Origin of the sequence: Methylocaldum marinum, assembly GCF_003584645.1 — a bacterium.
Classification (GTDB): domain Bacteria; phylum Pseudomonadota; class Gammaproteobacteria; order Methylococcales; family Methylococcaceae; genus Methylocaldum; species Methylocaldum marinum.
In genome coordinates this window covers 2380558-2405582 of the sequence record NZ_AP017928.1, presented here as the reverse complement: position 1 = coordinate 2405582, position 25025 = coordinate 2380558, and the positions used below count along the sequence as shown (strand labels likewise).

At 58.0% G+C, this 25025-nt stretch carries 23 protein-coding genes; 4 read left to right on the top strand and 19 right to left on the bottom strand.

All coding sequences use genetic code 11. The features are described 5' to 3' along the window. Positions 1-165: 165 nt before the first annotated feature. From purM to sS8_RS10400, 3 genes are all read left to right on the top strand, one after another. The gene (purM, locus tag sS8_RS10410) at positions 166-1215 is read left to right on the top strand and encodes a phosphoribosylformylglycinamidine cyclo-ligase (RefSeq protein WP_119629592.1); all 1050 of its coding nucleotides are present in this window, start codon (positions 166-168) and stop codon (positions 1213-1215) included. Between the two features lie 26 nt (positions 1216-1241). Further along, complete coding sequence (locus sS8_RS10405; RefSeq protein ID WP_119629591.1) at positions 1242-2000, top strand: glycosyltransferase family 2 protein; 759 nt, start codon at positions 1242-1244, stop codon at positions 1998-2000. A 124-nt stretch (positions 2001-2124) separates the two neighbouring features. Then, the gene (locus sS8_RS10400; protein WP_119629590.1) at positions 2125-2499 is read left to right on the top strand and encodes a cupin domain-containing protein; all 375 of its coding nucleotides are present in this window, start codon (positions 2125-2127) and stop codon (positions 2497-2499) included. A 99-nt stretch (positions 2500-2598) separates the two neighbouring features. Here the strand turns inward: sS8_RS10400 and sS8_RS10395 are convergent, their stop codons facing one another. Next, a complete protein-coding gene (locus sS8_RS10395; protein ID WP_119629589.1) occupies positions 2599-2901 on the bottom strand; it encodes a DUF3530 family protein in 303 nt (100 codons plus the stop codon). Between the two features lie 209 nt (positions 2902-3110). On the opposite strand from sS8_RS10395, the gene sS8_RS10390 reads away from it, so the two are divergent. Further along, positions 3111-4571: a glycosyl hydrolase family 57 gene (locus sS8_RS10390; RefSeq protein ID WP_119629588.1), complete on the top strand. Its 1461-nt coding sequence runs from the start codon at positions 3111-3113 to the stop codon at positions 4569-4571. 65 nt (positions 4572-4636) lie between these two features. Here sS8_RS10390 and sS8_RS10385 read toward each other — a convergent pair whose 3' ends face one another. The 18 genes from sS8_RS10385 to sS8_RS10305 all read right to left on the bottom strand — a co-directional run bounded on the left by sS8_RS10385 (position 4637) and on the right by sS8_RS10305 (position 25017). Next, positions 4637-5155, bottom strand: a complete 519-nt coding sequence (locus sS8_RS10385; RefSeq protein WP_119629587.1) for a nuclear transport factor 2 family protein — start codon at positions 5153-5155, stop codon at positions 4637-4639. Positions 5156-5647: 492 nt separating this feature from the next. After that, positions 5648-7627 (bottom strand): ATP-dependent zinc metalloprotease FtsH, encoded by a 1980-nt coding sequence (gene ftsH, locus sS8_RS10380; RefSeq protein WP_179952408.1) that lies wholly within the window; start codon positions 7625-7627, stop codon positions 5648-5650. Positions 7628-7735: 108 nt separating this feature from the next. Continuing rightward, entirely contained in the window at positions 7736-9100 is a 1365-nt protein-coding gene (locus tag sS8_RS10375) for a TolC family outer membrane protein (protein WP_119629586.1), read from the bottom strand. Beyond that, positions 9097-12621: a DNA polymerase III subunit alpha gene (gene dnaE / locus sS8_RS10370; protein WP_119629585.1), complete on the bottom strand. Its 3525-nt coding sequence runs from the start codon at positions 12619-12621 to the stop codon at positions 9097-9099. The genes sS8_RS10375 and dnaE overlap by 4 nt, the downstream gene beginning before the upstream one ends. 9 nt (positions 12622-12630) lie before the next feature. Further along, positions 12631-12909, bottom strand: a complete 279-nt coding sequence (locus sS8_RS27635; protein WP_145986486.1) for a hypothetical protein — start codon at positions 12907-12909, stop codon at positions 12631-12633. Positions 12910-13077: 168 nt separating this feature from the next. Beyond that, on the bottom strand, positions 13078-13548 hold the full coding sequence (locus sS8_RS10365; protein WP_119629584.1) for a PIN domain-containing protein: 471 nt from the start codon (positions 13546-13548) through the stop codon (positions 13078-13080). After that, positions 13545-14717, bottom strand: a complete 1173-nt coding sequence (locus sS8_RS10360) for an XRE family transcriptional regulator (RefSeq protein ID WP_119629583.1) — start codon at positions 14715-14717, stop codon at positions 13545-13547. The genes sS8_RS10365 and sS8_RS10360 overlap by 4 nt, the downstream gene beginning before the upstream one ends. Before the next feature lie 257 nt (positions 14718-14974). Beyond that, positions 14975-15877, bottom strand: coding sequence for a dTDP-4-dehydrorhamnose reductase (gene rfbD / locus sS8_RS10355; protein WP_119629582.1), 903 nt, complete (start codon positions 15875-15877; stop codon positions 14975-14977). Next, the gene (gene rfbC / locus sS8_RS10350; protein ID WP_119629581.1) at positions 15874-16431 is read right to left on the bottom strand and encodes a dTDP-4-dehydrorhamnose 3,5-epimerase; all 558 of its coding nucleotides are present in this window, start codon (positions 16429-16431) and stop codon (positions 15874-15876) included. Before rfbC ends, rfbD begins: the two co-directional genes overlap by 4 nt. Beyond that, on the bottom strand, positions 16428-17321 hold the full coding sequence (gene rfbA / locus sS8_RS10345; RefSeq protein ID WP_232020593.1) for a glucose-1-phosphate thymidylyltransferase RfbA: 894 nt from the start codon (positions 17319-17321) through the stop codon (positions 16428-16430). The genes rfbC and rfbA overlap by 4 nt, the downstream gene beginning before the upstream one ends. A gap of 49 nt (positions 17322-17370) precedes the next feature. Next, a complete protein-coding gene (gene rfbB, locus sS8_RS10340) occupies positions 17371-18441 on the bottom strand; it encodes a dTDP-glucose 4,6-dehydratase (RefSeq protein WP_119629580.1) in 1071 nt (356 codons plus the stop codon). Beyond that, positions 18438-19247, bottom strand: coding sequence for an ABC transporter permease (locus tag sS8_RS10335; protein WP_119629579.1), 810 nt, complete (start codon positions 19245-19247; stop codon positions 18438-18440). Before sS8_RS10335 ends, rfbB begins: the two co-directional genes overlap by 4 nt. Beyond that, on the bottom strand, positions 19244-19987 hold the full coding sequence (locus sS8_RS10330; protein ID WP_119629578.1) for an ABC transporter ATP-binding protein: 744 nt from the start codon (positions 19985-19987) through the stop codon (positions 19244-19246). The genes sS8_RS10335 and sS8_RS10330 overlap by 4 nt, the downstream gene beginning before the upstream one ends. Continuing rightward, a complete protein-coding gene (locus tag sS8_RS10325; protein ID WP_119629577.1) occupies positions 19984-20949 on the bottom strand; it encodes a PQQ-dependent catabolism-associated beta-propeller protein in 966 nt (321 codons plus the stop codon). Before sS8_RS10325 ends, sS8_RS10330 begins: the two co-directional genes overlap by 4 nt. A gap of 40 nt (positions 20950-20989) precedes the next feature. After that, entirely contained in the window at positions 20990-22219 is a 1230-nt protein-coding gene (locus sS8_RS10320) for an ABC transporter substrate-binding protein (RefSeq protein WP_232020592.1), read from the bottom strand. 92 nt (positions 22220-22311) lie between these two features. Next, positions 22312-23172, bottom strand: a complete 861-nt coding sequence (rapZ, locus tag sS8_RS10315; RefSeq protein ID WP_119629575.1) for an RNase adapter RapZ — start codon at positions 23170-23172, stop codon at positions 22312-22314. Between the two features lie 60 nt (positions 23173-23232). Beyond that, positions 23233-23520, bottom strand: a complete 288-nt coding sequence (gene hpf, locus sS8_RS10310) for a ribosome hibernation-promoting factor, HPF/YfiA family (protein WP_119629574.1) — start codon at positions 23518-23520, stop codon at positions 23233-23235. Positions 23521-23553: 33 nt separating this feature from the next. After that, positions 23554-25017 (bottom strand): RNA polymerase factor sigma-54, encoded by a 1464-nt coding sequence (locus sS8_RS10305; protein ID WP_119629573.1) that lies wholly within the window; start codon positions 25015-25017, stop codon positions 23554-23556. Between the last annotated feature and the right edge of the window lie 8 nt (positions 25018-25025).

The window sequence follows — 25025 nt, the reverse complement described above, 5'->3', positions numbered from 1 at the left end:
AAGTTCCTCCCGCAGGTTGGCGAAGAGCGTTGTACAATAACACACTCCTTTAGATAGAGCTAAAACACGCAATGTCCGTTAGGCCGGATCCGATTTCGGCCGTGCGGTACCGGTTTTCGGTACATTAGAGTTCTTATTTCCGAATCGATACTCCGGAGATCCAGTTTGACCGATTCCAACCCCACATCCCTCGATTATAAAAGCGCCGGTGTCGATATCGAGGCCGGCAATGCGCTGGTAGAGCGGATTAAACCGGTTGCCGCAAAAACCCGCATTCCCGGCGTGCTGGCCGGACTCGGCGGCTTCGGGTCGCTGTTCGAACTTCCGGCAGGCCGCTATAAGCAGCCGATTTTGGTTGCCGGCACCGATGGAGTCGGCACGAAACTGAGAGTGGCCATCGACACGGGCCGCCACGCAGGCGTCGGCATCGACCTGGTCGCGATGTGCGTCAACGATATCGTCGTTCAGGGAGCGGAACCTTTGTTTTTTCTGGATTATTTTGCCACCGGAAAACTGGAGGTGGATGTCGCCACCGCGGTGATCGAGGGCATAGGCAAAGGCTGCGAACTGGCCGGGTGTGCCCTGGTCGGCGGCGAAACGGCGGAGATGCCGGGGATGTACGGCGCCGGCGATTACGATTTGGCCGGCTTTTGCGTGGGCATCGTGGAAAAGGACGAGATTCTTGACGGAAGCCGGGTTCGTCCGGGCGACAAATTGCTCGGCCTGGCGTCTTCCGGCCCGCATTCGAACGGCTATTCCCTGATACGCAAGATCGTGGAGCGCGAAGGCCGCGGCCTGGATGAACCGCTGGAGGGCAAGCCCCTCGCCGAATGGCTGCTCGAGCCGACCCGAATCTACGTAAAGCCCTTGTTGGAACTCATGCGTCAAATCAGGGTTCATGCCCTGGCTCACATCACCGGCGGTGGAATCACGGAAAACCTGCCGCGGGTTCTGCCGGAAGACTCGGAAGCGGTCATCGATCCGACCGCCTGGCCGCGGCCGGCCGTGTTCCGCTGGCTGCAGGCCAAAGGTGGCGTCGAGGACAGTGAAATGCTGCGTACCTTCAATTGCGGAATCGGCATGATCATCTGCGTTGCGCCGGAGGACGAAGGAAAAGCCCGTGCTCTGCTGTCCGCCGCCGGGGAAACCGTGTTCGCCATGGGTGAGATCGCAAGGTGTCAAGGCGGCCCCGGAGTCAGGTACGTCCGTCCGTAATCCCAGTCCACCGTTCGAGAAGTTTTATGGAACTTAGCGTCGTTGTGCCGGTTCACAATGAGGAAGACAACGTCGAACCGCTGATCGGCGAAATCGACCGAGCCCTGATCGATGGGGGAGATTACGAAATGATTTTCGTGGATGACGGCAGCACCGACGGTACACTGGCCCGCCTCGATGCCCTGCGCGAATGCTACCCGAGGCTCCGCGTGCTGCGCCATCGGCACTGCTGCGGCCAGAGTACGGCCCTGGTGACCGGCGTTAGAGCCGCCCGGGGGCGAATCATCGCGACCCTGGATGGCGACGGGCAGAACAATCCGGCCGATATTCCCAAGCTGATCGCGGCCTTGAAAGAGCTGGATCAGGGAGATATGAGGAGCATGGTGGCGGGATTCCGCAAGCGCCGGCAGGATAGCGGCTGGCGGCGGTTTTCCTCCAAAGTGGCCAATGCCGTGCGCAGTTCGTTGCTCGGGGATAACACGCCGGATACGGGATGCGGGCTCAAGGTTTTCTCGCGGGACCTGTTTCTTGTTCTGCCGTATTTCGACCACATGCACCGCTTCCTGCCCGCGCTCGTGCAACGGGCCGGCGGAAAAGTCTCGTCGGTGGAGGTCGATCACCGGCCCAGAGTGCGCGGGGTGTCCAAATACGGGACCTGGCACCGGCTCTGGGTAGGCATCGTCGATTTGTTCGGAGTGATGTGGCTGCAGCGGCGGGCACGCGTTCCCGAAGTGGAGGAAATCCCGGATAGTCCGCGTCTTTTAGTTCCGCGGGAGATGTCTTAAGTTGAATGAGGTGGACCGCCGACACTTTGGGGCTTTTCGCCGAGGCCGGCCGGCCGGTCGAGCGCGGAAACCGGCTTTATCTGGGTTGAACGTTTAACTCGTACAAGAACAAAGGAAAAACAATATGAGACCGAATTCTGTCTTCCTCGCAGTCGCCGTTTTGTCCGTCGCCTGGGCCGGAGCGATTCAGGCCGATGAGCCGAAAATGCCGCCCCGCCAGGTGCTTCTGGAAAAATCCGTCGAGTTGCCCGTCAATAAGGTGAATTCGCGGGTTGTTCGGGTCATTTTTCCGGAGGGTTACAAGACACCCTTGCATACGCACGAAGGACCGGGGCCTCGATACGTCGTGAAGGGCAAGGTAAAAATCGAGGAAGGCGGTCAGGTGCGCGAATACGGGCCCGGCGAAGTGTTCTGGGAAACGGGGCAATGGATGACGGCGGAAAATGTCGGGCAAGGGGAGGCCGAGCTCATCATCATGGAGTTGGGGACGCCGAAGTAAGCACGTTGGTTTCGTTTGGCGCGCGGTGCCTCTATTTTCGGTGTGCGCCGCTTGCCCTCCCGGGTTCGGGCCGCTTTGCGGCATTTGAACCGGTATCCATTAGAAAGGATTGTTCTTCAGGGCGGCCCGCTTGCGTGACGCGTCGTCAGCCGGGGCCGACAGGCGGCTGCTGAGTATCTCGAGTATCGGCAAGCCCCGTCGGAGAGGACGAACAAGCTCGGCCGCGTCCTGGTTCGAATGCCTTCCGTGCAGCAGAATGATGCCGCCGCGTAAGTCTTTCGATACCGTGTCCCGGTATTGTCCCCGGAATTCGACGCCGGACGCTTCCAGCCGGATCGTGTCGTCCGAGGTTGTATGCGGCTCTATGGCTTCGGCGATTTGCCGCTCTCGATGCATATCCATTGCCGCCGTCTCGGCGCTTGCCGGACACGCCCAAATCGAGATGGCCAAAACCGGGTTACAGAGGCGGGTTTTCGAACACAAGTTGTTTCCTCGAAAAGGCAAAAACGCATGCGGCGTCCGGGGTCCCGGAAATTCGATTGGTGTAAACTGGCCCGAGCCAAAGCGCTATGAAGCCGAACAGTTTTCTTCAGTGTACCGGAGCGTCATCTATGGAAACACTCTCTGAGATCATCGACGGTCTTCCCAACATCTGCGGATCGGAAGCATTGATCGAACAGGTCATCCAAAATCGGCCGGGCACGGTCTTCAAGCCTGCCAGCCGGATCGATTTCGGCCGGATCAAAAGCGCCGCCGCTATCGCGCTGCACATGCATCAGCCATTGATCCCGGCCGGCGGCGGCGACTTGGCTAACGCCAAAATCATCAGCAACCTCAAACACATGATGGAAAACCAGGACATCGGCGATAACCATAACGCGCCGGTTTTCCATTGGTGCTACAAGCGCATGGGCGAATTCCTGCCGCAGCTCATACACGAGGGCAAGGAACCCAGGGTTATGCTGGAATACTCGGGAACCTTATTCCACGGTCTGCGCGAGATGGGGCTGCACGATGTATTCGACAATCTCAAGGCCATCACCTCGAATCCGGATTACCGCCGTGCCGTCGAGTGGCTGGGCGCACCCTGGGGCCATGCCGTAGCGCCGTCGACCCCGGCCCAGGATTACCGCCTGCACGTCAAAGCCTGGCAACATCATTTCGCCGCCATATTCGGCACCGAAGCCCTGGAGCGGATTCGCGGCTTTTCGCCCTCGGAAATGGCGCTTCCGAATCATCCTGATGTCGCCTACGAGTTCGTGAAGACGCTTCGCGATTGCGGCTATACCTGGGTCCTGGTACAGGAGCATACCGTCGAGCGTCCCGAAAACGGCTGGGGACCGGAACACAAGCATTTGCCGCATCGGCTGGTCTGTACCAATTCCGAGGGCGAAAGCGTCAGCATCATCGCGATTATCAAGACCCAGGGCAGCGATACCAAGCTGGTGGCGCAGATGCAGCCCTATTACGAGGCGAGAAGCTTGTCCCGCTGGGATCTGGCCGGGAAATCGGTGCCGCCGCTGGTTACCCAGATTGCCGACGGCGAGAACGGCGGCGTGATGATGAACGAATTTCCGCCAAAGTTTCTGGAGGTGGTCCGCGAGGCCAGCGGCTCGGAAACGCCGCTTATGAATGTGACCGAATATTTGGAATTCCTGGCCGACATGGGGATAGGAGAAAGCGACTTCGCAGTGGTACAGCCCTTGTTTCAGAAAATGATCTGGGACCGTTTCAATCCCGGTGACGGTGCGGAAAAGTTGGAAAAAGTCATCGAGGACATCAAGAAGGAAGACCACCGTTTCCACATGGATGGCGGAAGTTGGACCAGCGATATCTCCTGGGTGAAAGGCTACGAAAACGTGCTGGGGCCCATGGAAGAAGTCAGTGCACTGTTTTACGAAAAGGTCCTCAAAAAAGGCGTGCCTACCGACGATCCGCGCTTTCGGAACGCGCTGTTTCATTTGATGACGGCGCAAACCAGTTGCTACCGGTATTGGGGACAAGGGCTGTGGACGGATTACGGCAGAGAGATTTGCCGGCGGGCGATGGAGATCCTGAACAGCGATTTCTGAACGAGGCTCGCGAATAGTAAAAAAAGCGGGCTACGCAGCCCGCTTTTTTTTGCCGTCATAGCCGATCAAATCGGCAACTGGGAATTCGGGACGCCGATGGAGAAATGCTGTTGAACGATTCTCCAGTGTCCCTGTTCTCTCTTGAATACCAAGGTCAGCCGAAACGGTACGTCCCCGTTGGCAAAGCGCCAAACCGCCTGTTCCGCGGCCCAGGCCACCGGACCCCTGTGTCCGACCTGCAGATTGACCGGTGATACCACCGGCAATCCGCCATTCTCGTAGCCAATCGACGCCAGACCGTCGAAAATGCCCTGCCACCAGTTCACGATCGCGTCGTATCCGACGAAGATCTCCGGGCTATCGCTGCCGATGGCCAAGGCATCCGGTGCGCGCGACGTGATGAATTTCATGAACTCGATATCGCCGGTCGAGGAAGCTTCGTGGAACCGTGTAACCAGGCGCTTGATTTCTTCGTCCACAGCGTCAGCCCGAACGGTTTGCGTTGCGGCGAAGGCCAGCAAGAATCCGCACAAGGCGGCCAACATTCGAAAAGCTAAGACCTTGGAGGGTAAGTGGATATTCATGGTTCCTCCTTTGAAGCCGTTGATCCTAGGGGGAAATGGAGGCTCGGTACTGTCCAGTTCCTTTGCGTGTATCGCCTCCGGATAGGCCTCCCTGGCGGTCGGATTTTAACCTCTTTTGGTTTCGCCGTAATTCCATTCGGCATTCGAGTGAACATTCATCGATGGGTAGAGCGAAGCGAAACCCATCGAGGGTGGGTTAGCCCTTCGACGGAGCTCAGGACAGGCCCTTCGACCGGGCTCAGGACAGAAGTCGCTCGGTGGGTTACGGCGCACGCGAAGCACAGTGACCGGCGGTCGCTCAGTGCTGATGTGCGCCTAACCCACCCTACGAAAAATTGATGCCATATCGAAAGCAATTTGGAATAAGGCGTATGGCACTGCCGAAAATACCCAGGATTATCCGAGGCACAAGAAAGTTTCAGCCGAGGCTTAACCGGGAAAGGCCCGACTGATGTTGTCAAGGGATGGCTTTCTAAAGCGTCACAAAACGCATCAAGCCGGTCGCGGCTCCATCCTGTGGATCACCTCTTTGATCTCCTCGCCGCTAACGACCTCCCGTTCCTGCAATATCCGCGCGATTTCGTCCAGGGTCGCGCGTCGCTCCGTCAGTATTTCCCGCGCCCGGCGCTGCCCTTCCTCGACCAGTTCCCTGACTTCCGAGTCGATCAGCCGCGCGGTTTCTTCGCTGAAATTGCGCTCTTCGGTCCCTTCGATATTGAGATAGGCGAGTTGCTGTCTCTTGCCGTACGTGAGAGGTCCGAGCTTCTTGCTCATGCCGAGTTGGCAAACCATGACCCTCGCAATTTCGCTGGCCTTTTCCAGGTCGTTGTGGGTGCCGCTGGAAATATTGCCGAATACCAGCTCTTCGGCACTGCGTCCGCCGAGCAGGATGGCGATCTGATCGCGTAGCTCGTCCTCCGTCGACAGGAATTTTTCCTCGATCGGCAACTGCAGGGTAAAACCGAGGGCGGCCGCTCCGCGGGGAATGATGGAAACCTTATGTACGGGCTCGCCGGTCGGAACGATTTCGGCTACCAGGGCATGGCCGGATTCGTGATAGGCCACCCGGCGCTTCTCCTGCTCGTTGAGGGTGCGGCTTTTTTTCTCGGGGCCCGCGATGATTCGGTCTATGGCTGCCTCGAAGTGATTCATGCCGACCGCTTCCTGATTTTCGCGAACGGCGATGATGGCCGCCTCGTTGCAAATATTGGCGAGGTCCGCGCCCACCAGTCCGGGCGTGCGCTGGGCCACGACGCGGAGATTCACGTCCGCGCCGAGTTTAATGTTTCGGGTATGGAGCTGGAGTATGGCCACCCGGTCGTCCAGTCCCGGCTTGTCGACCACGATCTGGCGGTCGAAGCGTCCCGCGCGCAGCAAGGCTCGGTCCAAAATTTCCGGACGGTTGGTGGCGGCCATGACCACCACCCCGATCGAGGGATCGAAGCCGTCCATTTCGGTGAGCAGCTGGTTCAAGGTCTGCTCGCGTTCGTCATGGCCGCCCATGACCACGGGGCCGCCGCGAGCCCGCCCTATGGCGTCGAGCTCGTCGATGAAAATCATGCAGGGAGCCTTTTGCCGGGCCTGTTCGAACAGGTCTCGCACCCGTGCCGCACCCACCCCGACGAACATCTCGATGAACTCGGAACCGCTGATGTTGAAGAACGGTACGCCGGCCTCGCCGGCCACCGCGCGGGCCAGCAGGGTCTTGCCGGTGCCGGGCGCGCCGACCAGCAATACGCCTTTCGGCATGCGCCCGCCCAGCCTCTGGATACGGGCCGGATTGCGCAAGAATTCGATGGTTTCCTTGAGTTCCTGCTTGGCTTCCTCGGCGCCGGCCACATCCTGAAAGCTGACCTTGACCGCCGACTCGGCATGAATGCGGACCCGGCTGCGGCCGAAGCTCAATAGTCCGCGTCCGCCGGTCATGCGGCGCGCCATCCAGGTCCACAGGGCGAACAAGATGCCGATGGGCAGCAGCCAATTGAAAATGAAATTGCTCAGCCAGTTGTCGGTATAGCGGACGGTGTATTCGACGCCTTTTTGTTCCAGGGTCTCCGCCAAATCCTGATTCCACAAGGGCACGGTTATGAAATGGCGCCGTTCTTCGCCGGCGGCAGCGGGCTTGAGATATCCGGTGATCACCTGATCCGTGACCACGACGTCTTCGACCTGCTGTTCCTGCACGTATTTTAGAAATTCGCTGTAGGGAATTTCGTCCTGGCGGACTTCCTGATAACCCTGCCAGAAATACACGGTGACTACGATCAGAAGGAGGTAAAGCCAGAGATTGACGCGCCGCCGCCGCATATCCTGGTCGCCGGCCTCATCGCCCGCACGCGGATTTACTTCGGTGTCGCGCCTCGGCCCTTCGCCGAGGCCGGCGTTTCGCAAATTGTCCGCCAGCTTTTTCCAGAATTCCTGAATCTTCTTGCCCAGGGAATCGAACAAGGGCCTTTGATCATTCTTATTCATATCATCCTCCCAAAGGAACCGCGGGCGAACCGGCGGTTACTGTTTCGAACCCGCCGGCATGCGATTGGTTCCGTGGCCGGTGGCGCAGAAAGGGTCGATTTGACGTTGTCAGGCTCCGGGCTCGTAAGGCAGTGCCGTATCGGCTTTGGAATTAGGCCTCAGCCACTGATTCACGATCGCCAGATCGGCCGGGTTCAAGGTACCGGCAGCCTGTTTCAGGGACAGGCTGTTGATGATGTAATCGTATCGCGCCCTTGCGTAATCGCGCTTGGTCCGGAACAGATTGCGCTGCTCGGTGAGGACGTCGACCATGGTTCGGGTGCCGACTTCCAGACCGGCTTCGCTCGCTTCCACCGCGCTCTGTGCCGAGACTACGGCCGCTTCCAGGGCTTGCACCTGACTGATGGCGGACAGAATGCCCCGGTAAGCGTCCTTGACCTGGCGTTTGACGGAGCGCCGGACGCCGTCCAGGTTTTCCTGGGCGGCTTCGTATTGGTAGCGGGCCTGGCGAACCCGGGAGTTGACGCCGCCGCCCGCGAACATGGGCACATTGACCCGCATTCCGATAACCTGGTATTCGGTGGGAATACCCCGCGTCCGGTTGGTATCGGTAAACCCGGCCGAGCCGACCAGATCCAGTGTCGGAAGATGGCCGGCAAACTGTAGATCGATGTCTTTTTTCGCCACCTGGCTGCGGTTTTCGGCCGCGACGATGTTAAGGTTGCTTTGTTGGGCCAGGTCGCTCCAGTTCTCGATGTTTTCGGGCTCCGGACCTTTCAACGGAATCTCTTCGATGAGCGCGGCCAGGTCGACGTCGTATTCGCCGATGATTTCCTGTAGCGCTTCCCGCGCATTGTCCACCTGGTTTTCGGCCTGGATGAGATTGGCCCGGGCTTGATCGTAGCCGGCTTGAGCCTCGTGCACATCGGTGATGGCAATGAGGCCCACTTCGAATCGCGCTTTGGCCTGTTCGAGCTGGCGCTCGATGGCGCGTTGTTCGGCGAGGGCGAAGTCCCGGCTGTCCCGGGCGAACAGGACTTCGAAATAAGCCCGCGAGGCGCGCAGCATCAGATCTTGTTGTTCCGCCGCATAATTGGCTTCGGCTTCGGCGATTTGGTTGTCCGCCTGGCTGAGCTGTACCCAGTAGTCATGATGATAAATCGGCTGAGTCAGATTGATGCTGGCCGAACTATCCCAGAAGCCGATATTCCTGCCGCCGGCGATAAAGGCCAGCACGGACTCCTCGAACTTCGACAGCACCGAATTGCGGTTGAGTTCTCCGGTGAGCGACAGACTCGGCAAGAGTCTGGCAACGCTTTGCGGCCTGGCCTCCAGGGTGGCGTTGCGGGTGGCTTCCGCCTGGCGCAGCCTGGGATCGTGTTGCAGCGCGAGTTCGAGTGTTTGCAGAAGATCCTGAGCGCTCGCGTCTGTCGCCGCGAGCAACAATAATCCGAGCAAGATGCTTTTTTTCATTGGTAATGCAGCTTCACTTTATCCGTTCCGACACGTTTTTGCAGACGCGCGAGCAGTTCGTCGCCTGGATGTACGCGCCATGCTTCCCCTAGCTGAATCGTCGTTTGCGCGGCTTTTCCCCGGTACTCGATATAAATCGGACAGCTCCCCCCCCGAAATGGCGCGAGCAGATCTACGAGTTCGCTGACCCAGTGGCCTTCCGATGGGACGGTATTCGCCTCGGGCGAGGGCCATTGAATGAAAAGATGTTTGGCAAAGTGCGCCCGAGCCTCTGCCATGGTGTACAGGTTTTCCGCCGTGAGACGGAGCTGGCCGGCGTAGTCGTCGAAACTCAGGTTGCCCTCGACCACGAGCAGCGTGTCCTTCACTAAATGTTCCCGGTACTTCTCCAGAACTTCCGAAAATACGGCGACTTCCAGCCGTCCGGTCCGGTCGTCCAGGGTGGCGAAGGCCATGCGCTTGCCGTTCTTGTTCTGCCGGGCACGGAGTTCCACCACCAACCCCGCGACCACCGCCCGCATTTCGCGCCGGCCGGGTCCGGCCGGTCCGCGCTCGTTATCGAGCGACAGCTTCCCGAGGCGGCCGGTGATGAAGTGCTGGATTTCGGATTCGTACGGGCCGATCGGATGGCCCGTGAGGTACAGGCCCAATGTCACCTTTTCGTAGGCCAGCCGTTCGTCTTCCGGCCACGGTTCCACGACCGCAACCGCCCGCGGCGCATCTTCTTCCGCCGCCGGACCTCCGAGCCCGAACAAATCGTCCTGTCCGGTCGCGGCCATGGCGCCGTGCTGTTCGGCGGCTTTGATCGCATCCGACAGTTCCGCCATGTGGCGCGCGCGATTCGGATCGATGGAATCCAGGGTGCCGGAACGGACCAGGGCTTCGATCACCCGGCGGTTCACCTTGCGCAGGTCGACCCGGCGGCAGAAGTCGTACAAATCCTCGAACGCGCCGCCGCGTTTGCGCTCCTCGAGAATATCCCGGATCGCCGTTTCGCCAACCCCTTTGATCGCGCCAAGACCATATAGGATGGTACGGTCGTTGAGCACCGCGAAGCGGTACTCCGAGCGGTTGATATCGGGTGGCTGCACCGCCAGTTTCATTTCCCGGCATTCTTCGATCAGGACCACGACCTTGTCGGTATTATCCATGTCCGAGGACAGTACCGCCGCCATGAAAGCGGCCGGAAAATGCGCCTTGAGCCAGGCGGTCTGGTAGGACACCAGCGCGTAAGCCGCGGAGTGCGACTTGTTGAAGCCGTAGCCGGCGAACTTCTCCATGAGGTCGAAGATGTAGCCGGCGATGTTTTCGTCGACGCCCAGCGTGATCGAACCGGAGACGAAGATTTCCCGCTGCTTGGCCATTTCCTCGGGCTTCTTCTTGCCCATGGCGCGGCGCAGGAGGTCGGCGCCGCCCAGGGTGTAACCGGCCATGTCCCGGGCGATTTGCATCACCTGTTCCTGATAGACGATGACGCCATTGGTGGGCTTGAGGATAGGTTCGAGGACGGGATGCGGAAATTCAGCCTTGGTGCGGCCGTGCTTGACGTTGATGTAGTCGTCGACCATGCCCGATTGCAGCGGCCCCGGACGGAACAGCGCCACCAGGGCGATGATGTCCTCGAAGCAGTCCGGCTGCAGGCGCCGGATCAGGTCCTTCATGCCGCGCGATTCGAGCTGGAAGACGGCGGTGGTCTGGCAGTTCTTCAGCAGCTTGTAGGCGGCGGGATCGTCCAGGGGGATCCGGGCGATATCGACCGGCGGTTCGCCTTTTTCGGCCCGCTGCCTGTTGATGGTGTCCAGCGCCCAGTCGATGATGGTGAGGGTTCTCAGTCCCAGAAAGTCGAACTTGACCAGGCCCACCGCTTCCACGTCGTCCTTGTCGAACTGGGTCACCAGATTCTCGCCGCCCGGTTCGCAGTACAGCGGGGAAAAATCGATCAGCTGGGACGGCGCGATGACGACGCCGCCGGCGTGCTTGCCGGCATTGCGGGTAATGCCTTCCAGCGACTTGGCGAGGTCGATCAGCGTTCGGACTTCCTCGTCGCTTTCGTAGAGTTTTCTGAGGTCTTCGCTGTCGGTGAGAGCCTTTTCCAGGGTAATACCCAGCTCGAACGGAATCAGCTTGGCGATCTTGTCCACGAAACCGTAGGAATGCCCCAGAACCCGCCCCACGTCGCGCACCACTGCCTTGGCCGCCATGCTGCCGTAGGTGATGATCTGGGATACTCGGTCTCGCCCGTATGTACGGGCCACGTAATCGATGACCTCGTCGCGTCGCTCCATGCAGAAATCGACGTCGAAGTCGGGCATGGATACGCGCTCGGGGTTCAGGAAACGCTCGAATAGCAGTTCGAATTCGATGGGGTCGAGATCGGTGATCTTGAGTGCGTAGGCCACCAGCGAGCCCGCGCCGGAGCCGCGTCCCGGTCCCACCGGAATGCCGTTTTTCTTGGCCCACTGGATGAAGTCCGCCACGATCAGGAAATAGCCGGGGAAATCCATCTGGTTGATCACCGAAATTTCCAGCTCCAGCCTTTCCTCGTATCGCTTGTGCCGTTCTTCCAGTGTTCCTTTTCCGGTCGGCGGGCGCAGGGCCAAACGTTCCTTCAGGCCTTTGCGCGATTCTTCGGCAAAATATTCCGCCGTGCTCATGCCCTCGGGCACCGGGAACTTGGGCAGAAAGTTCTTGCCCAGGGTCAGTTCGATATTGCAGCGCTTGGCGATCTCGACCGTGTTTTCCAGGGCTTCGGGGAGATCGGCGAACAACTGCGCCATTTCCTCTGGGCTGCGGAGATATTGCTGCTCGGTGTAATCACGGGGACGGCGAGGGTCGTCCAGGACCCGGCCTTGGTGAATGCAGACCCTGGCTTCGTGAGCCTCGAACTCGGAAGGGCTGATAAAGCGCACGTCGTTGGTGGCGACCACCGGCGCATCGAATTCGATCGCGAGGTTTACCGCGCCTTCTATGTATTCTTCTTCGCTCGGCCGGCCGGTGCGCTGCAGTTCCAGGTAAAACCTCTGGTCGAAAACCCTGAGCCAATGCTCGAGCAGGCGTTTCGCCTCGCCGCCGTTGCCCATCAGCAAGGCCTGGCCGATGTCGCCCCGACGTCCGCCCGATAGCGCCAGGAGTCCCTCGTTCTTTTCTTCCAGCCATTCCGGCATCAGCAAGGGCACGCCCTGGTGTTGATTTTCCCGATAGCTCCGCGATATCAGCTCGGTCAGGGTGCGGTATCCGCCGGTATTTTGTACGAACAGCGTCATTCCGTGCGGAGAAGCCGGGTCCGCTTCGTTATACAGCAGGACGTCCGCTCCGGCGATGGGCTTCACGCCCTCGGCCAAGGCCGATTTGTAGAACTTGACCAGGGCGAACAGATTGGACTGGTCGGTCACCGCCACGGCCGGCATGCCCATCGCGGCAGTGCGCTTGACCAGCGCCTTTACGTCCACCAGGCCGTCGACCAGGGAATATTCAGTGTGAACGCGCAGGTGAATGAAACGGGGATCGAGAGCTTCGGTCATGAAGTTCGGTTAGCGTGCAGGTTGTCGTTGAATTCCAATGGTGGCTTCGTTACGTTTCATCAATGCCTTGTTATGGACCGGAACCGGCGCAACCAAATCAACGTACAGGTGGTGTTCAATCCCTAAGGTGCTGCCGATTCGGCAATCCGACCATTCGGGATAAGCTGATAAGAACAGGATTTGCCACCGAATTCGGCAGCCTGCCAACTGACGTGTGACGCCACTGTACCCTAGCCTGCGTGCCGCCGAATCCAGGCGTGCCGGACGGGGATTAATCAATGTGAGCATCACGAAGTCGTATCAAGTTCCAACCCTTGGAAGTTGCCAAAGACCCTGCCGGCAAGTGTCCAAAAATGTCGTGCTGATCCATTAGGGTTCCCTAAGTCTTTGCTGCAGTGTATTTCCAGAACCGGTATGAGTGTTGAGGCCGGTGAGATCTAATCTATGCGTCTGCTCTCAAAAACGCCATTCCTGTTGATGCATGAATGTTTCAAGATCGATGCAAGGGACATCGAAGTGCTGGCAGACGTTGGGAATTTTGGCGGCATTGGGTTTTAATTGCTCTTCCGTTACAACGGTGCCTCCTCTTATTTTGGCGCAGGCAATCACGAATGGATCAGCAACTGGATCGCCTTTCAACCGCTGTTTTTGGCCAATGAGTCCCTGAAAGTGGGGGATCTTGAAAATCTCCGACACGAATTGTAGTTCAGCAAGACTAGGTGTGGTGAAAATTTCCTTCCGTACTTTCAGCCATTCATTAACCTGCTGATTAGGATTGCCACGCTGCAGTTCATTCCAGACTTCGCGTGTGGATACGAGTTTTTGCCGTTCAACTAAATCATCCAAACCTATCCGGATAGATTTGAAAATGCCTGGATAGAAATGTTTAAACTCGCTAAGTGAGCTGGTATCGAAAACATAGATCATACGGCGGACCCTTGCAGAATCCGCTGTTCAAGCCCTGGAAAATTCTTTGGGCTAATTCCCAACAAGTCCGCCGCTTGCTCGATGCTGAGTTGGTTCCGGTAGTGGCGGCTTATAACCTCTTTAGCAAAACGGTCACTCAGATACGCCTTTTGCGAGGCGTACCAGTCCCCTCCACTCCCGGATTTTTGCTGATTTGCCCAACGCTTTGCCTGCTGCTCATAGAACTCTTGGCTTACCCTGCCTTGATCCAGAAAACGGCGTAAGATGGCTTCGCGACTAACGCCGTAACGATTGGCGAGCTCAGAAAACTGGCCTTCATTTACCTGTTCAATATTGGTCGGCAGTAATCGGGTCTTCTGTTTAAAATCCGACGAAGGGATCAAGACCTCCGCTGCGATTGCATTGCAGTGTTGTTCAATTTGCTTTTCATCTTTCGGCAGATAGTTAATATAGCTCTTATCTAGTTTACTCAGACCATTCACCGCAAAAAGCAGGTGGGCTAGTTCATGGAAAAGGCTGAATATTTGCCTCGTCTTAGTGGTGCTGTTATTGATATAAATAATCGGGAAGTCCTTATCTAACAAGCAAAATCCAGAGATCTCCTTTTGTTTGAAAGGCGCTTTAAAAATAAATATCCCAACATTCTCGATAGCCGCCCTCCAGTGCTTCAATGCAACGTCATCATCTTTCCATGCACATTGGGTTTCTAAAGATATACCAAGGTATTCTCTAATAGCTTTTGCCTGTAGAGAAATGGGTACTTCGCGCGACAGACTCAACTGCTTCCAGATACAACGCTCGCTCGGGTTGCGTCCATCAAATAATTCTTGTAACGCTAGTTGATACGCATGTGCTTTCCGGATTTGAATGTGAGTATCAACGGTCAACGCGGTAAGGTCTGCATCCGGTAGGGTTCTGAATTCCCGCTCAGGAGGAATTTCGTCGGGCGGAGAAGGCAAAAAAAACACAGCCAAGGGTCTCTTGCACACCATGTATGCCAACTTCTCGAGTTGGGCATAAGTGGGAGCGCGATCGCCGGATTCCCATGCCACGATTTCTTCTACTGGACGTTTGAGCTTGGCAGCAACGTCGGATACCGATAAGCCGATACTCTGCCGGGCCCAGCGGAGCACCGCGGGTTGTATACCGGGAACGTGTTCAGTGTTCATGGTTGCACAAGTGCGTCGAGGTAATCTGAAGTGATTGACACTATACTCGGAAAAGTCTCAAGGAAATCTATCAAGCGAGCAGCCATCGCACAGTAATCAAAGGCATCGATGTGGATTGATGTCGGATAGTTCCTTGGTCTCGTCACAAGTTTTTTTTCTAATTTCCGCGTTCAACGCAATGGGAGACGGAAAAAATGTAATCGAAGGTGATCGATGCAAGACCTACAGTGAGAAGCAGTTCCTAGCCATCCCTTCGATCAGCACCCAAAGTCATCCAGGCATAAGCGTAGGGCCTGATCCCAATCCGGCAACACCAGGCCGAATTGGTCGAAAAGCTTTTCGTTGGAAAGCACGGAATATTTCGGGCGTTGCGCCGGCGTCGGATAATCGGAGCTCGGGATCGGCTCCAGTCTGGTCGTGGATGCCGGCAGCAGTCCCTTTTCGCGGGAATAATCCAGTATCCTGCAGGCGAAGCCGTACCAACTGGTTTGACCGCCACAGCTCAAATGATAAGTGCCTTGCCGCTCGCCCGGCTCGAACCGCTCCTTGACCGAGGATTTCGCAACCAATAAGGCGGTGGCTTCGGCGATGAGCCGGCTCCAGGTCGGGGCGCCGTACTGATCGTCCACGACCCGGACCAGTTCGCGTTCCCGCATCAGTCGTAACATCGTGAGCAGAAAGTTCTGGCCGCGGCGTCCGTAGACCCAGGCGGTGCGAAGCACGAAGTGAGGCGCGCCCACCTGCCGGATGGCTTCTTCGCCGGTGAGCTTGCTGCGGCCGTAGGTATTTTGCGGGCCGATCGGATCGTCCTCGCGATAAGGCGTTTCGCCGTCCCCGGGGAAAACGTAGTCGGTGGAGTAATGAATCAGCCCGGCTCCGACGGCCAGTGCTTCCTCGGCCAAGATGCCCGGCGCCTCGGCATTGATTCGGAAAGCGAGCTCGCTTTCCTGTTCCGCCTTGTCCACGGCGGTGTAGGCCGCCGCATTGACGATCAGATGGGGCCGAATTTGGCGGATCGACGTGCGGATGGAATCGGGATCGGCCAGGTCGAGGGGAGGTGTCGAGCGGCGGTCCAGGGCTACGACCTGGCCCAGGCAGGCCAGGCTGCGGCGCAACTCCCACGCCACTTGTCCCTCGCGTCCAATCAGAAGAATCTTCATGCTTGAAAGACCGGGAGCATGTCTTGGGGAAAATCCTTCAGATAGCGGGCGGATTGGTCCTTCGCCGATAACACGGGATTCTCGATCGGCCAGGCGATGCCTAGGTCGGGGTCGTCCCAGCGGAGGCTGAATTCCGCGCCCGGATTGTAAAAATCGGTGCATTTGTAGGAAAAAAGCGCCGTGTCGCTCAGCACGCAGAACCCGTGGGCAAAACCTTCGGGCACATACAGCTGATGGTGATTTTCTTCCGAAAGAAGCGTGCCGAACCAGCGGCCGAAAGTCGGCGAGCCGGTGCGGATATCCACTGCCACGTCGAATACTTCACCCTGCAAGGCCTGCACGAGCTTGCCTTGCGGATTCGGGTTCTGGAAGTGCAGGCCGCGGAGAATGCCTTTACGCGATCGCGACACGTTGTCCTGGACGAATTCGATATCCAGTCCGGCTTCTTTGTATCGCCGCCGATTCCAGGTTTCCAGGAAGAAACCGCGGGCATCGCCGAAAACGTCGGGCTTGATCAGTAATACGCCCGGCAGCGGAGTGGATTCTATCTTCATGCAGGGCGCCCCAATTGCAACAGTCTGATCAGGTATTCGCCATAGCCGCTTTTGTTGAGTTTCATGGCGTGTTTTTCCAGGTCGCCCCCGCTGATCCAGCCCTGGCTCCAGGCGATTTCCTCCGGGCAGCAGATCTTCAGGCCCTGGCGTTCCTCAATGGTTTGAATGAAATTGGACGCTTGCAGCAGCGAATCGTGGGTTCCCGTGTCCAGCCACGCCACGCCGCGGCCGAGTTTTTCGACTTGAAGTCTGCCTTGCTTCAGATACAGATTGTTGATATCGGTGATCTCGAGTTCGCCGCGTCTGGAGGGCTTCAGTTCGGCGGCCATATCGACCACCTGGTTGTCGTAAAAATAGAGGCCGGTGATGGCGTAATTGGATTTGGGGTGCTTGGGTTTTTCCACCAGATCGACGACTTGGCCGTCGTCGTCGAACTCCGCGACGCCGTAGCGTTCCGGGTCCTTGACCCAATAACCGAACACCGTGGCGCCGGTTTCGCGGATTACCGCATTTTCCAGGTAGGTCTGCAAACCGTGGCCGTAGAAAATGTTGTCGCCCAGAATCAGGCTGGAACGGTCAGACCCGATGAATTCGCGTCCGATGATGAAGGCCTGAGCCAGTCCTTCGGGTTTCGGCTGCACGGCATAATGGATAGACATGCCCCATTGCGAGCCGTCGCCCAACAGGCTTTGGAACAGGGGGGCATCCGGCGGCGTGGTGATGATCAGTATGTTGCGAATGCCCGCAAGCATCTGTACCGACAGTGGATAGTAGATCATCGGTTTGTCGTAGACCGGCAGCAACTGCTTGCTGACGACATAGGTCAGCGGATGCAGGCGAGTGCCGGAACCACCTGCGAGGATGATCCCTTTCAGATTTTCGGACTTCAACGTATTCCCCCTAGGATGTCATTCGCTGCCGCCGGCATGGCGGCTTTAGTCAGGAATTTTCGGCGCCCAGTCGCTCCCCCCGGTAACTGCCGTCCATGACGCGCCGGCACCAGTTCTGATTTTCGAGATACCACTTCACGGTCTTGCGGAGTCCGGTCTCGAAGGTTTCGGTCGGTTCCCAGCCCAGGTCCCGGCGGATCTTGCTCGCATCGATCGCGTAGCGGAGATCGTGCCCCGGGCGATCGTCGACGAAGGTGACCAGTTCACGATGCGGACGGAACTTGGAGTCCGGCACTAATTCGTCGAGCAGGCTGCAGATGGTCTCGACGACGTCCAGGTTGGTTTTTTCGTTGTTGCCGCCGATGTTGTAGACCTCGCCCGGTTTGCCTTCATCGAGCACTCTTTCGATGGCCCGGCAGTGGTCTTCGACGTAAAGCCAGTCGCGCACATTGGCACCGGTCCCGTAAACCGGCAGCGGCTTGCCTCCGAGTGCATTGTGGATCATCAGCGGAATCAGCTTTTCCGGGAATTGGTACGGTCCGTAATTGTTGGAGCAGTTGGTGGTCAGGGTCGGCATCCCATAGGTGTGAAAATAGGCTCTGACCAGGTGGTCCGAGGAGGCCTTGGAGGCCGAGTAGGGCGAGTTCGGCCGGTACGGGTTGTCCTCGGTGAAGAACCCTTCGGGTCCCAAGGTTCCGTAAACCTCGTCGGTGGAAACATGCAGAAAGCGGAAGGCTTTGTGCGCGGCGGGAGAGAGCGTGCGCCAAAAACGGCGTGAAGCCTCCAACAATTGGAACGTGCCGAGAATATTGGTCTGAACGAAAGGTTCCGGCGAGTCTATGGACCGGTCCACGTGGCTTTCCGCCGCGAAATTGACAACGGCGTCCGGCTGATAGCGTTCCAGGAGATAGTCGACCAGGCTGCGGTCGCCGATAGATCCCAGGACGAAGACATGGGCGGGGTTGTCCTTTATGCTTTCCAGCGTGTCCAGATTGCCCGCATAGGTTAGGGCATCCAGGTTGACGATCTGGAGGTTCGGCCGGCGCATCTGCCGAAGCACGAAGTTCCCCCCTATGAATCCGGCTCCCCCGGTTACCAATATCGTTTTCGTTCTTGTCATGCGGTTGGTCCACCCTTGCGTTGCATCATGCCTCGTGAAGGATTGTATCCGATGATGGCGACGATCAGGAAAACAATCAGTGCCGCCGAGGTGTAAATACAGGCATAAAGATTGAATTGCCCATAGAGCGCGAAACGAATCAGTTCCACGGCCTGGGAGAACGGGTTGTACGAAGCCAGGGTGTGAAGAAGCTCGCTCGATTCCTGGATCTTCCACGGCGGATAAAGCGCGGTGGACAAAAAGAACATCGGGAAAATCACGAAATTCATGACCCCGGCGAAGTTTTCCAACTGCTTGATGAAGGACGACAGCAATAGGCCGAGCGCGCCCAGCATCAGTCCGGCGAGTATCAGTGCCGGCAGTACGCTGAGATAACCTTCCGGCGGAGCCTGGACATCGTAGAACCAGGCAATCAGAAGAAACGCGTAAGCCTGCAGGATTGCGACCAAAACCCCGGCGAGAAGCTTGCCGACCAAAAGGTACCAACGGGGCAGGGGGCATACCAGGAGCGTTTTCATGCTGCCCATCTCGCGGTCGTAGACCATGGAGAGAGAACTTTGCATGCCGTTGAACAGCAGGATCATCCCGAGTAGTCCGGGCGTAATGTAGACCTCGTAGAGAATATAGGTCTCGTAGGGCGGGATGATGGCGACACCCAGAGTGGAGCGAAAGCCGGCGGCGAAGATGAACAGCCAGACCAGGGGGCGCACCAGGGCGGAGATGAAGCGTTCGCGCTGGTACACGAAGCGCAGCAGTTCCCGCCCGATGATGCCGAGCAAGGCCCGGATATAATGCAGAAGCCTCATGCAGCCTCCCGCGTCAGCATGTGGAAGGCGTCGCCCACGGTTTCCGCACCGGCGGTGTTCAATACCTCCGGAATCGGGCCTTTGCCCCGGACGGTTCCCTTGTGCAGGACTACCAAACGATCGGTTTCGAAAATTTCATCGATGAGGTGGGTCGCCCAGAGCACGGCGATGCCGCTCTCCTCACACAGCCGATGCACGTATTCCACGATGGCCTTCCGGCTCGGGACGTCCAAACCGACCGTGGGTTCGTCCAGCAGCAATAGACGCGGCTCGTGCAACAAAGCCCGCGCGATCTCGACTCTGCGCCGGTGGCCGCCGTTGAGCTGGCGAACTTTTTCTTTCCGCCGTTCGTACATGCCTTGCCGTTCCAGTTCTTCCCGTATGCGCGTGTCGGCCCGGCGGCGGCTCAGACCGTGCAGCGAAGCGTGGTAGCGAAGATTTTGCAGTACCGTCAGATCGAGATCGAGCGTGGGCTGCTGGAAGACCACGCCAAGCTGTGCCAGGGCGCGGCGGGACGCTTTGCCGATGTCGTGGCCGGCGATGAGGATTCGGCCCTGGCGGCTGGCGTAAAGCCGGGTGATCAGGGAAAACAGGGTGGTTTTGCCGGCACCATTGGGACCCAGCAAGATGGTGCATTCGCCGGGTGCGACGGCGAAGCTCACGCGGTCGAGGGCAACCTTCCTGCCGTAGGCATAGGAAAGCTCTGCCACACTCAAGGCTGGCGGGGAATCGAAACTCATGGTTTAACCGCGAGTCCCCAAGGGTAATGGCCCACGGCGACCGATTTCAAGACTTTATGTTTTTCGAGATCAATGATCGAAATGTCGTTGCTGACCCCGTTGGTGGTATAGAGCCGGGATTGATCGGGCGAAAAATCGAGGTTCCAGACCCGCTGGCCGACCAGGAGGTAATCGACGACCTCCAGCTTTTGCGCATCGATCACGGCGACCCGGTTGGCCGGCCCCAAAGCCACATAGCCGTAACGCCTTTCCTTGTCGATCCGAATCCCGACGGGCTGAATTTTTTCCTGGGTGACGCCCGGGATCTTGAAGCCGATTTTCTTGACTTGCTGCTTGGTGTCGACATCGAAAACGGTCAGCGTGCCGGCGATTTCGGAGGTAACCCAGAGCTGCCGGCTGTCGTCGGTGAAGGTGCAGGCGCGGGGGCGCGGATCGACCAGGGTGTTTTCCACGATCTCCAGGCTTTTGCGGTCTATCCAGTGCGCCATATTGGTGGTTTCGCTGGTGCTGACCACCCATTTGCCGTCGGGGCTGGTCGCGATGCCTTCCGGCTCCACTCCGACCGGAATGGTTTTGACGGCTTTCTTGGCGGCGATGTCGATCACCGTGACCTGGTTGTCGTCTTCGTTGGAGGCGTAGAGGAAACGGCCTTCGGGATCCATGGCGAAGGTCTCCGGATCGTCCCCCGAAGGCAGTTTGCCGATTACTTTCAGGCTTTCCGTGTCGATGATTTGAATGGTGTCATCGTCGCTGGCGGCCACGTAAAGCTGCCGGTGATCCTTGCCCAGCACGATGCCGCGCGGACGTTTTCCGATCTTGACGGTTTTTATCAGTTTGCCTTGAGCGGGATCGACCACGGCCAGCGCATTGTCCTTTTCCAAGGTGACGAAGACCGTTTCGCCGAAGGCGGAACTCGACGCGATTCCGCCAAGCAAAAGAGTCGTCATCAGCAGTTTTCTCATCGGTTACATCCTCTGGTTAGACTTAGCGTTTTTATCAGGCTTAAAAACGGCATTTCGACTCGGGCTCATCATAACCCAGAGTGTCCAATTCGTTCTTGGGATGGAGGAAACCTTCTATCGGAGCGACGGCCACCATCGATCTTTCGGAAGCGATCAGGACCGGTTGCCGCAATTGTCCGTTCCAGCGCCGGAACGATAGGGGAACGCCCTTGAATCCGGCCAGGGCGAATTCGTCCCCGAGCATGAAGGCCTTCACTTTGTCGAAATCGACCGACTTGGCGCGTGTGGCGGACTCGCCGATCGCCCGCACCGCCAGCCAGGCGCCGTAATCCTCTTCGGTCATCCAGCGACCGGCCTGGTCTCGGAAACGGTTTTGCAGCTGCAGAGCGCCCCACGCTTCGTGAGTACGGTGCCAGGCGGTGGCGACCAAGGCCTGAGTGCCGGCGACGGGGCGCGGCTGCCAGGTGCGGTAGGGTAGATAATCGCCGAACGAACCGGATTCGTCGGCAACGATGAGAATGTCGTATTTGACGCCCTGGGTAAAAACGGGGATTTGGGATTCCGGCGTCCGGCGCTCGTCGAAGCTGTGTTGCCAGGCTTTTTCGGCAACGATCTTGGCTCCGAAACGCTTGGCGGCGCGTTTCAGCGCTTCGGCATAGCGTTTGTCGCCGTCCGTGGTTCCCACTACCAGAAACCACTTGTTCCAGCGTTTCTTCGCCAGGTATTGCGCCAGGGCGTCGGCGCGCATGGCCCGGCTGGGCAGAAGGTGAAGGACATTGGGGCGGCAGGCCGTGCCGCGCAACCCGTCGTCGCGGCTGGCGACATCGTACAGCAAGGCGTTTTGCGACTCCGGCAAAGCCGCCAGTTCGCGAATCTTGGCGGCCTCCAGGTTGATGAGAATGTGCCTGTGCCCTTCCGCAAGCAGCGTTTTGAGTGCTGCGGCCACGTCGCCGTCCGCCGGGACGACGGTTTCACGCAAACTGAAATCCTGGCGCGTGAAGCGGCCGGTCGTGTTGTTGTCCTGAATGCCGAGGCGGGCGCCTTGGATGCCTCTGTCGGTAACCGGTTCCTCGAAATACGGCAGGATCGGCGGATTTCGAATCTCCTGGGAGAGGTAGGCAATGGGCAGCTTATCGAGCTTCGCTTCCGCGGCCGCTTCGGGTTGGGGTTTTGCCGCCGGTGTTTTTTTCTTCGCACCATGGGCCGGCATGAAGGCAATCAGAAGGAGACTGCAAAGAACGAGTGATAGTCGTTTTGAAATTGAAAGCATGATTCCGCACCGTTCGATCGCGGCAATTATAACGAATCCGTCTGCCGGCGAGGAAACACGGGAGCCCGTATTCGTCCGGCCCGGTGCGGGGGTTAGTGGATTAGGTCCCTGTGCCGAACGAGAATATTGTAAGTGTTCGTGCAGAAGCGCTCGGCCAGAGCTTCCACGAGATACACCGAACGATGCTGCCCCCCGGTGCATCCGATGGCGGCGGTCAAGTAGCTGCGGTCCTCGGCTGCGAACCGAGGGATCCAGCGCTGCAGGAAGGCGGCGACGTCGTCCAGATAGCTCTGAACCTCGGTAATGTTCGCGAGAAAGTCTATGACCTCCGAGTCTTTGCCGGTCTTGCTGCGGAGGCTGGGTTCCCAATGCGGGTTGGGGAGGCAGCGTGCATCGAAAACGAAGTCCGCATCGAGCGGAATGCCGTTCTTATAGCCGAAGGACAGGAAATACAGGGACATCAAGTGATCCTGTTTCGCTCCGAGGCGTCCTCTGATCAGTTCGCGCAGCTGGTGTATGTTGGTATAGGTGGTATCGATCAAAAGATGGGCGCGGCTCGCGACCGGTTCCAGCAGCTTGCGCTCCAGTTCGATGGCTTCGCTGAGGGGATGAGCCGAATCGGTCAAGGGATGCTTGCGGCGGGTTTCGCTGAACCGCTTGAGCAGGGTGTCGGTTTCCGCCTGAAGAAACAGAATTTGGCACTCGATGCCGAACCGGTCGGCCAGTTCCAGGGTTTGCTGAAACTGTTCCAGACTGGCGCTCTGATTGCGCGCATCGATACTGATCGCGGTTTTCCGAAAAGCCCCGGGGTTGCTGATTACGGCTTGGCGTATGAAAGATTCGAACAGCGAGACGGGGAGGTTATCGATGCAGTAATAGCCGGAATCCTCCAGCGTTTCCAGCGCGATACTCTTGCCCGATCCGGATAAGCCGCTGACGATGATGAGTTTCATGGCAAGGTTTTGCTCATGCCCGGACCAGTCGGAAAAACGAGTGTGCACTCCCCCGGCAAATCAGTGTTCCTTGATCTTTTCCTTGTGTTTGACCACTTGCCGGTCGAGCTTGTCGACCATGCCGTCGATGGCGGCATACAAATCTTCGCTTTCGTCTTGGGCGAACAAACTGGCGCCGTTGACCTGCACCGTCGCTTCCGCCTTTTGAACCAGCTTTTCCACTTCCAGAACCACGTGCACATTGACGATTTTGTCGAAGTGGCGCTCGATTCGCTGCATTTTTTCGAGCACGTAGTTTTTCAAGGCTTCGGTGACGTCGACATGATGGCCGGTGACGCTGATTTGCATGATGATCTCCCTGGTTGTTTGGATGATTGTTGTTTAAAAAACGCGCTTTCTTTCGTTGGACGGCGGAATAGCCATGGCTTCCCGGTATTTGGCGATGGTGCGGCGCGCTACATTGATGCCCCGTCCCTTCAGCATGGCTGCGATCGTATGATCGCTCAGAGGCTTCAGCGGATCTTCCCCTTCGATGATTTCTTTCAAGTATGCCTTGATGGCGGTTGCCGAGCATTCTCCTCCGGCATTGGTCGAGACATGGCTGGAGAAGAAATACTTGAACTCGAAGACGCCGTTGGGCGTGTGGATATATTTCTGCGTGGTGACCCTGGATATGGTGGATTCGTGCATTCCCACTTCTTCGGCGATGTCCCGCAAGACCAGCGGTTTCATGGCCGTCTCGCCGTATTCCAAAAAGTCTTTCTGTCGCTCGACGATGCAGCGGGCGACTTTCAGCAGGGTCTCGTTCCGGCTTTGCAGGCTTTTGATGAACCAGCGCGCTTCCTGAAGATGATTCTTCATGGTGACGTTGTCCGCGCTATTGTCGGCGCGCTTGATCATCCCCGAATAAAACGGGTTGACGCGCAGCTTGGGCGAAATCTCCGGGTTGAGGGCGACGACCCAGTCGTTTCCCTGCTTGACCACGAAGACATCCGGAATGACGTACTGTGATTCCGTGGCGGAGATGGTCCGGCCGGGCTTGGGCTCGAGGGTGCGGATCAGGGTTACGACGCGATTCAGGTCTTCCTCGGACAAATCCATGGTCCGCCTGATTCTGGCCAGATCTTTCTTGGCCAGGAGCTCCAGATGCCGAGTCACCAGCGTGAGCGCCTCCTTTTTCCACGGCGTGTCGTCGGGCAGCTGATTCAGCTGGATCGCCAGGCAAGTCGCGAGATCCGGGGCGGCCACGCCGGGCGGATCGAAGTTCTGAACTCGATGCAGCACGGCGGTGACTTCCTCGACCTCCAGACCATTGATTTGGGTCGCGAGGCCCTGATGGATGTCGTCCACGCTGACCGTCAGATAACCGTCGTCGTCGACGGCATCGATGATCGCCGTGGCGATGGCATAGTCCTGCTCGCTGAAGGGAGTCAGCTCCATTTGCCAGTGCAAGTAATCCTGCAAGGACTGAGCGGGTGCCCGCTGAAAAATGAAGTCGTCGCTGTCCGAATCGGAGTGCCCGGCCGAGTAGGTCTGAATACTGTCGTACACCTCGTCCCACGAGCTATCGACCGGCAATTCCTGCGGAATGTTGGTATCGGCGTCGAGATTCGATAATTCCTTGAATTCCGGCTCACTGGGGGTTGTTGCTACTTCCACCGCATCATTAAAGTCCCCGTGGCTGCCTTCTTCTTCCGCCACTTCGAGCATCATGTTCGAGTCCAGCGCCTGCTGAATTTCCTGCTGTAAGTCCAGGCTCGACAACTGCAGCAGCTTGATCGCCTGTTGCAATTGGGGAGTCATGGTCAGCTGCTGACCCAACCGGAGTTGCAGAGTTTGCTTCATGAAGCTTT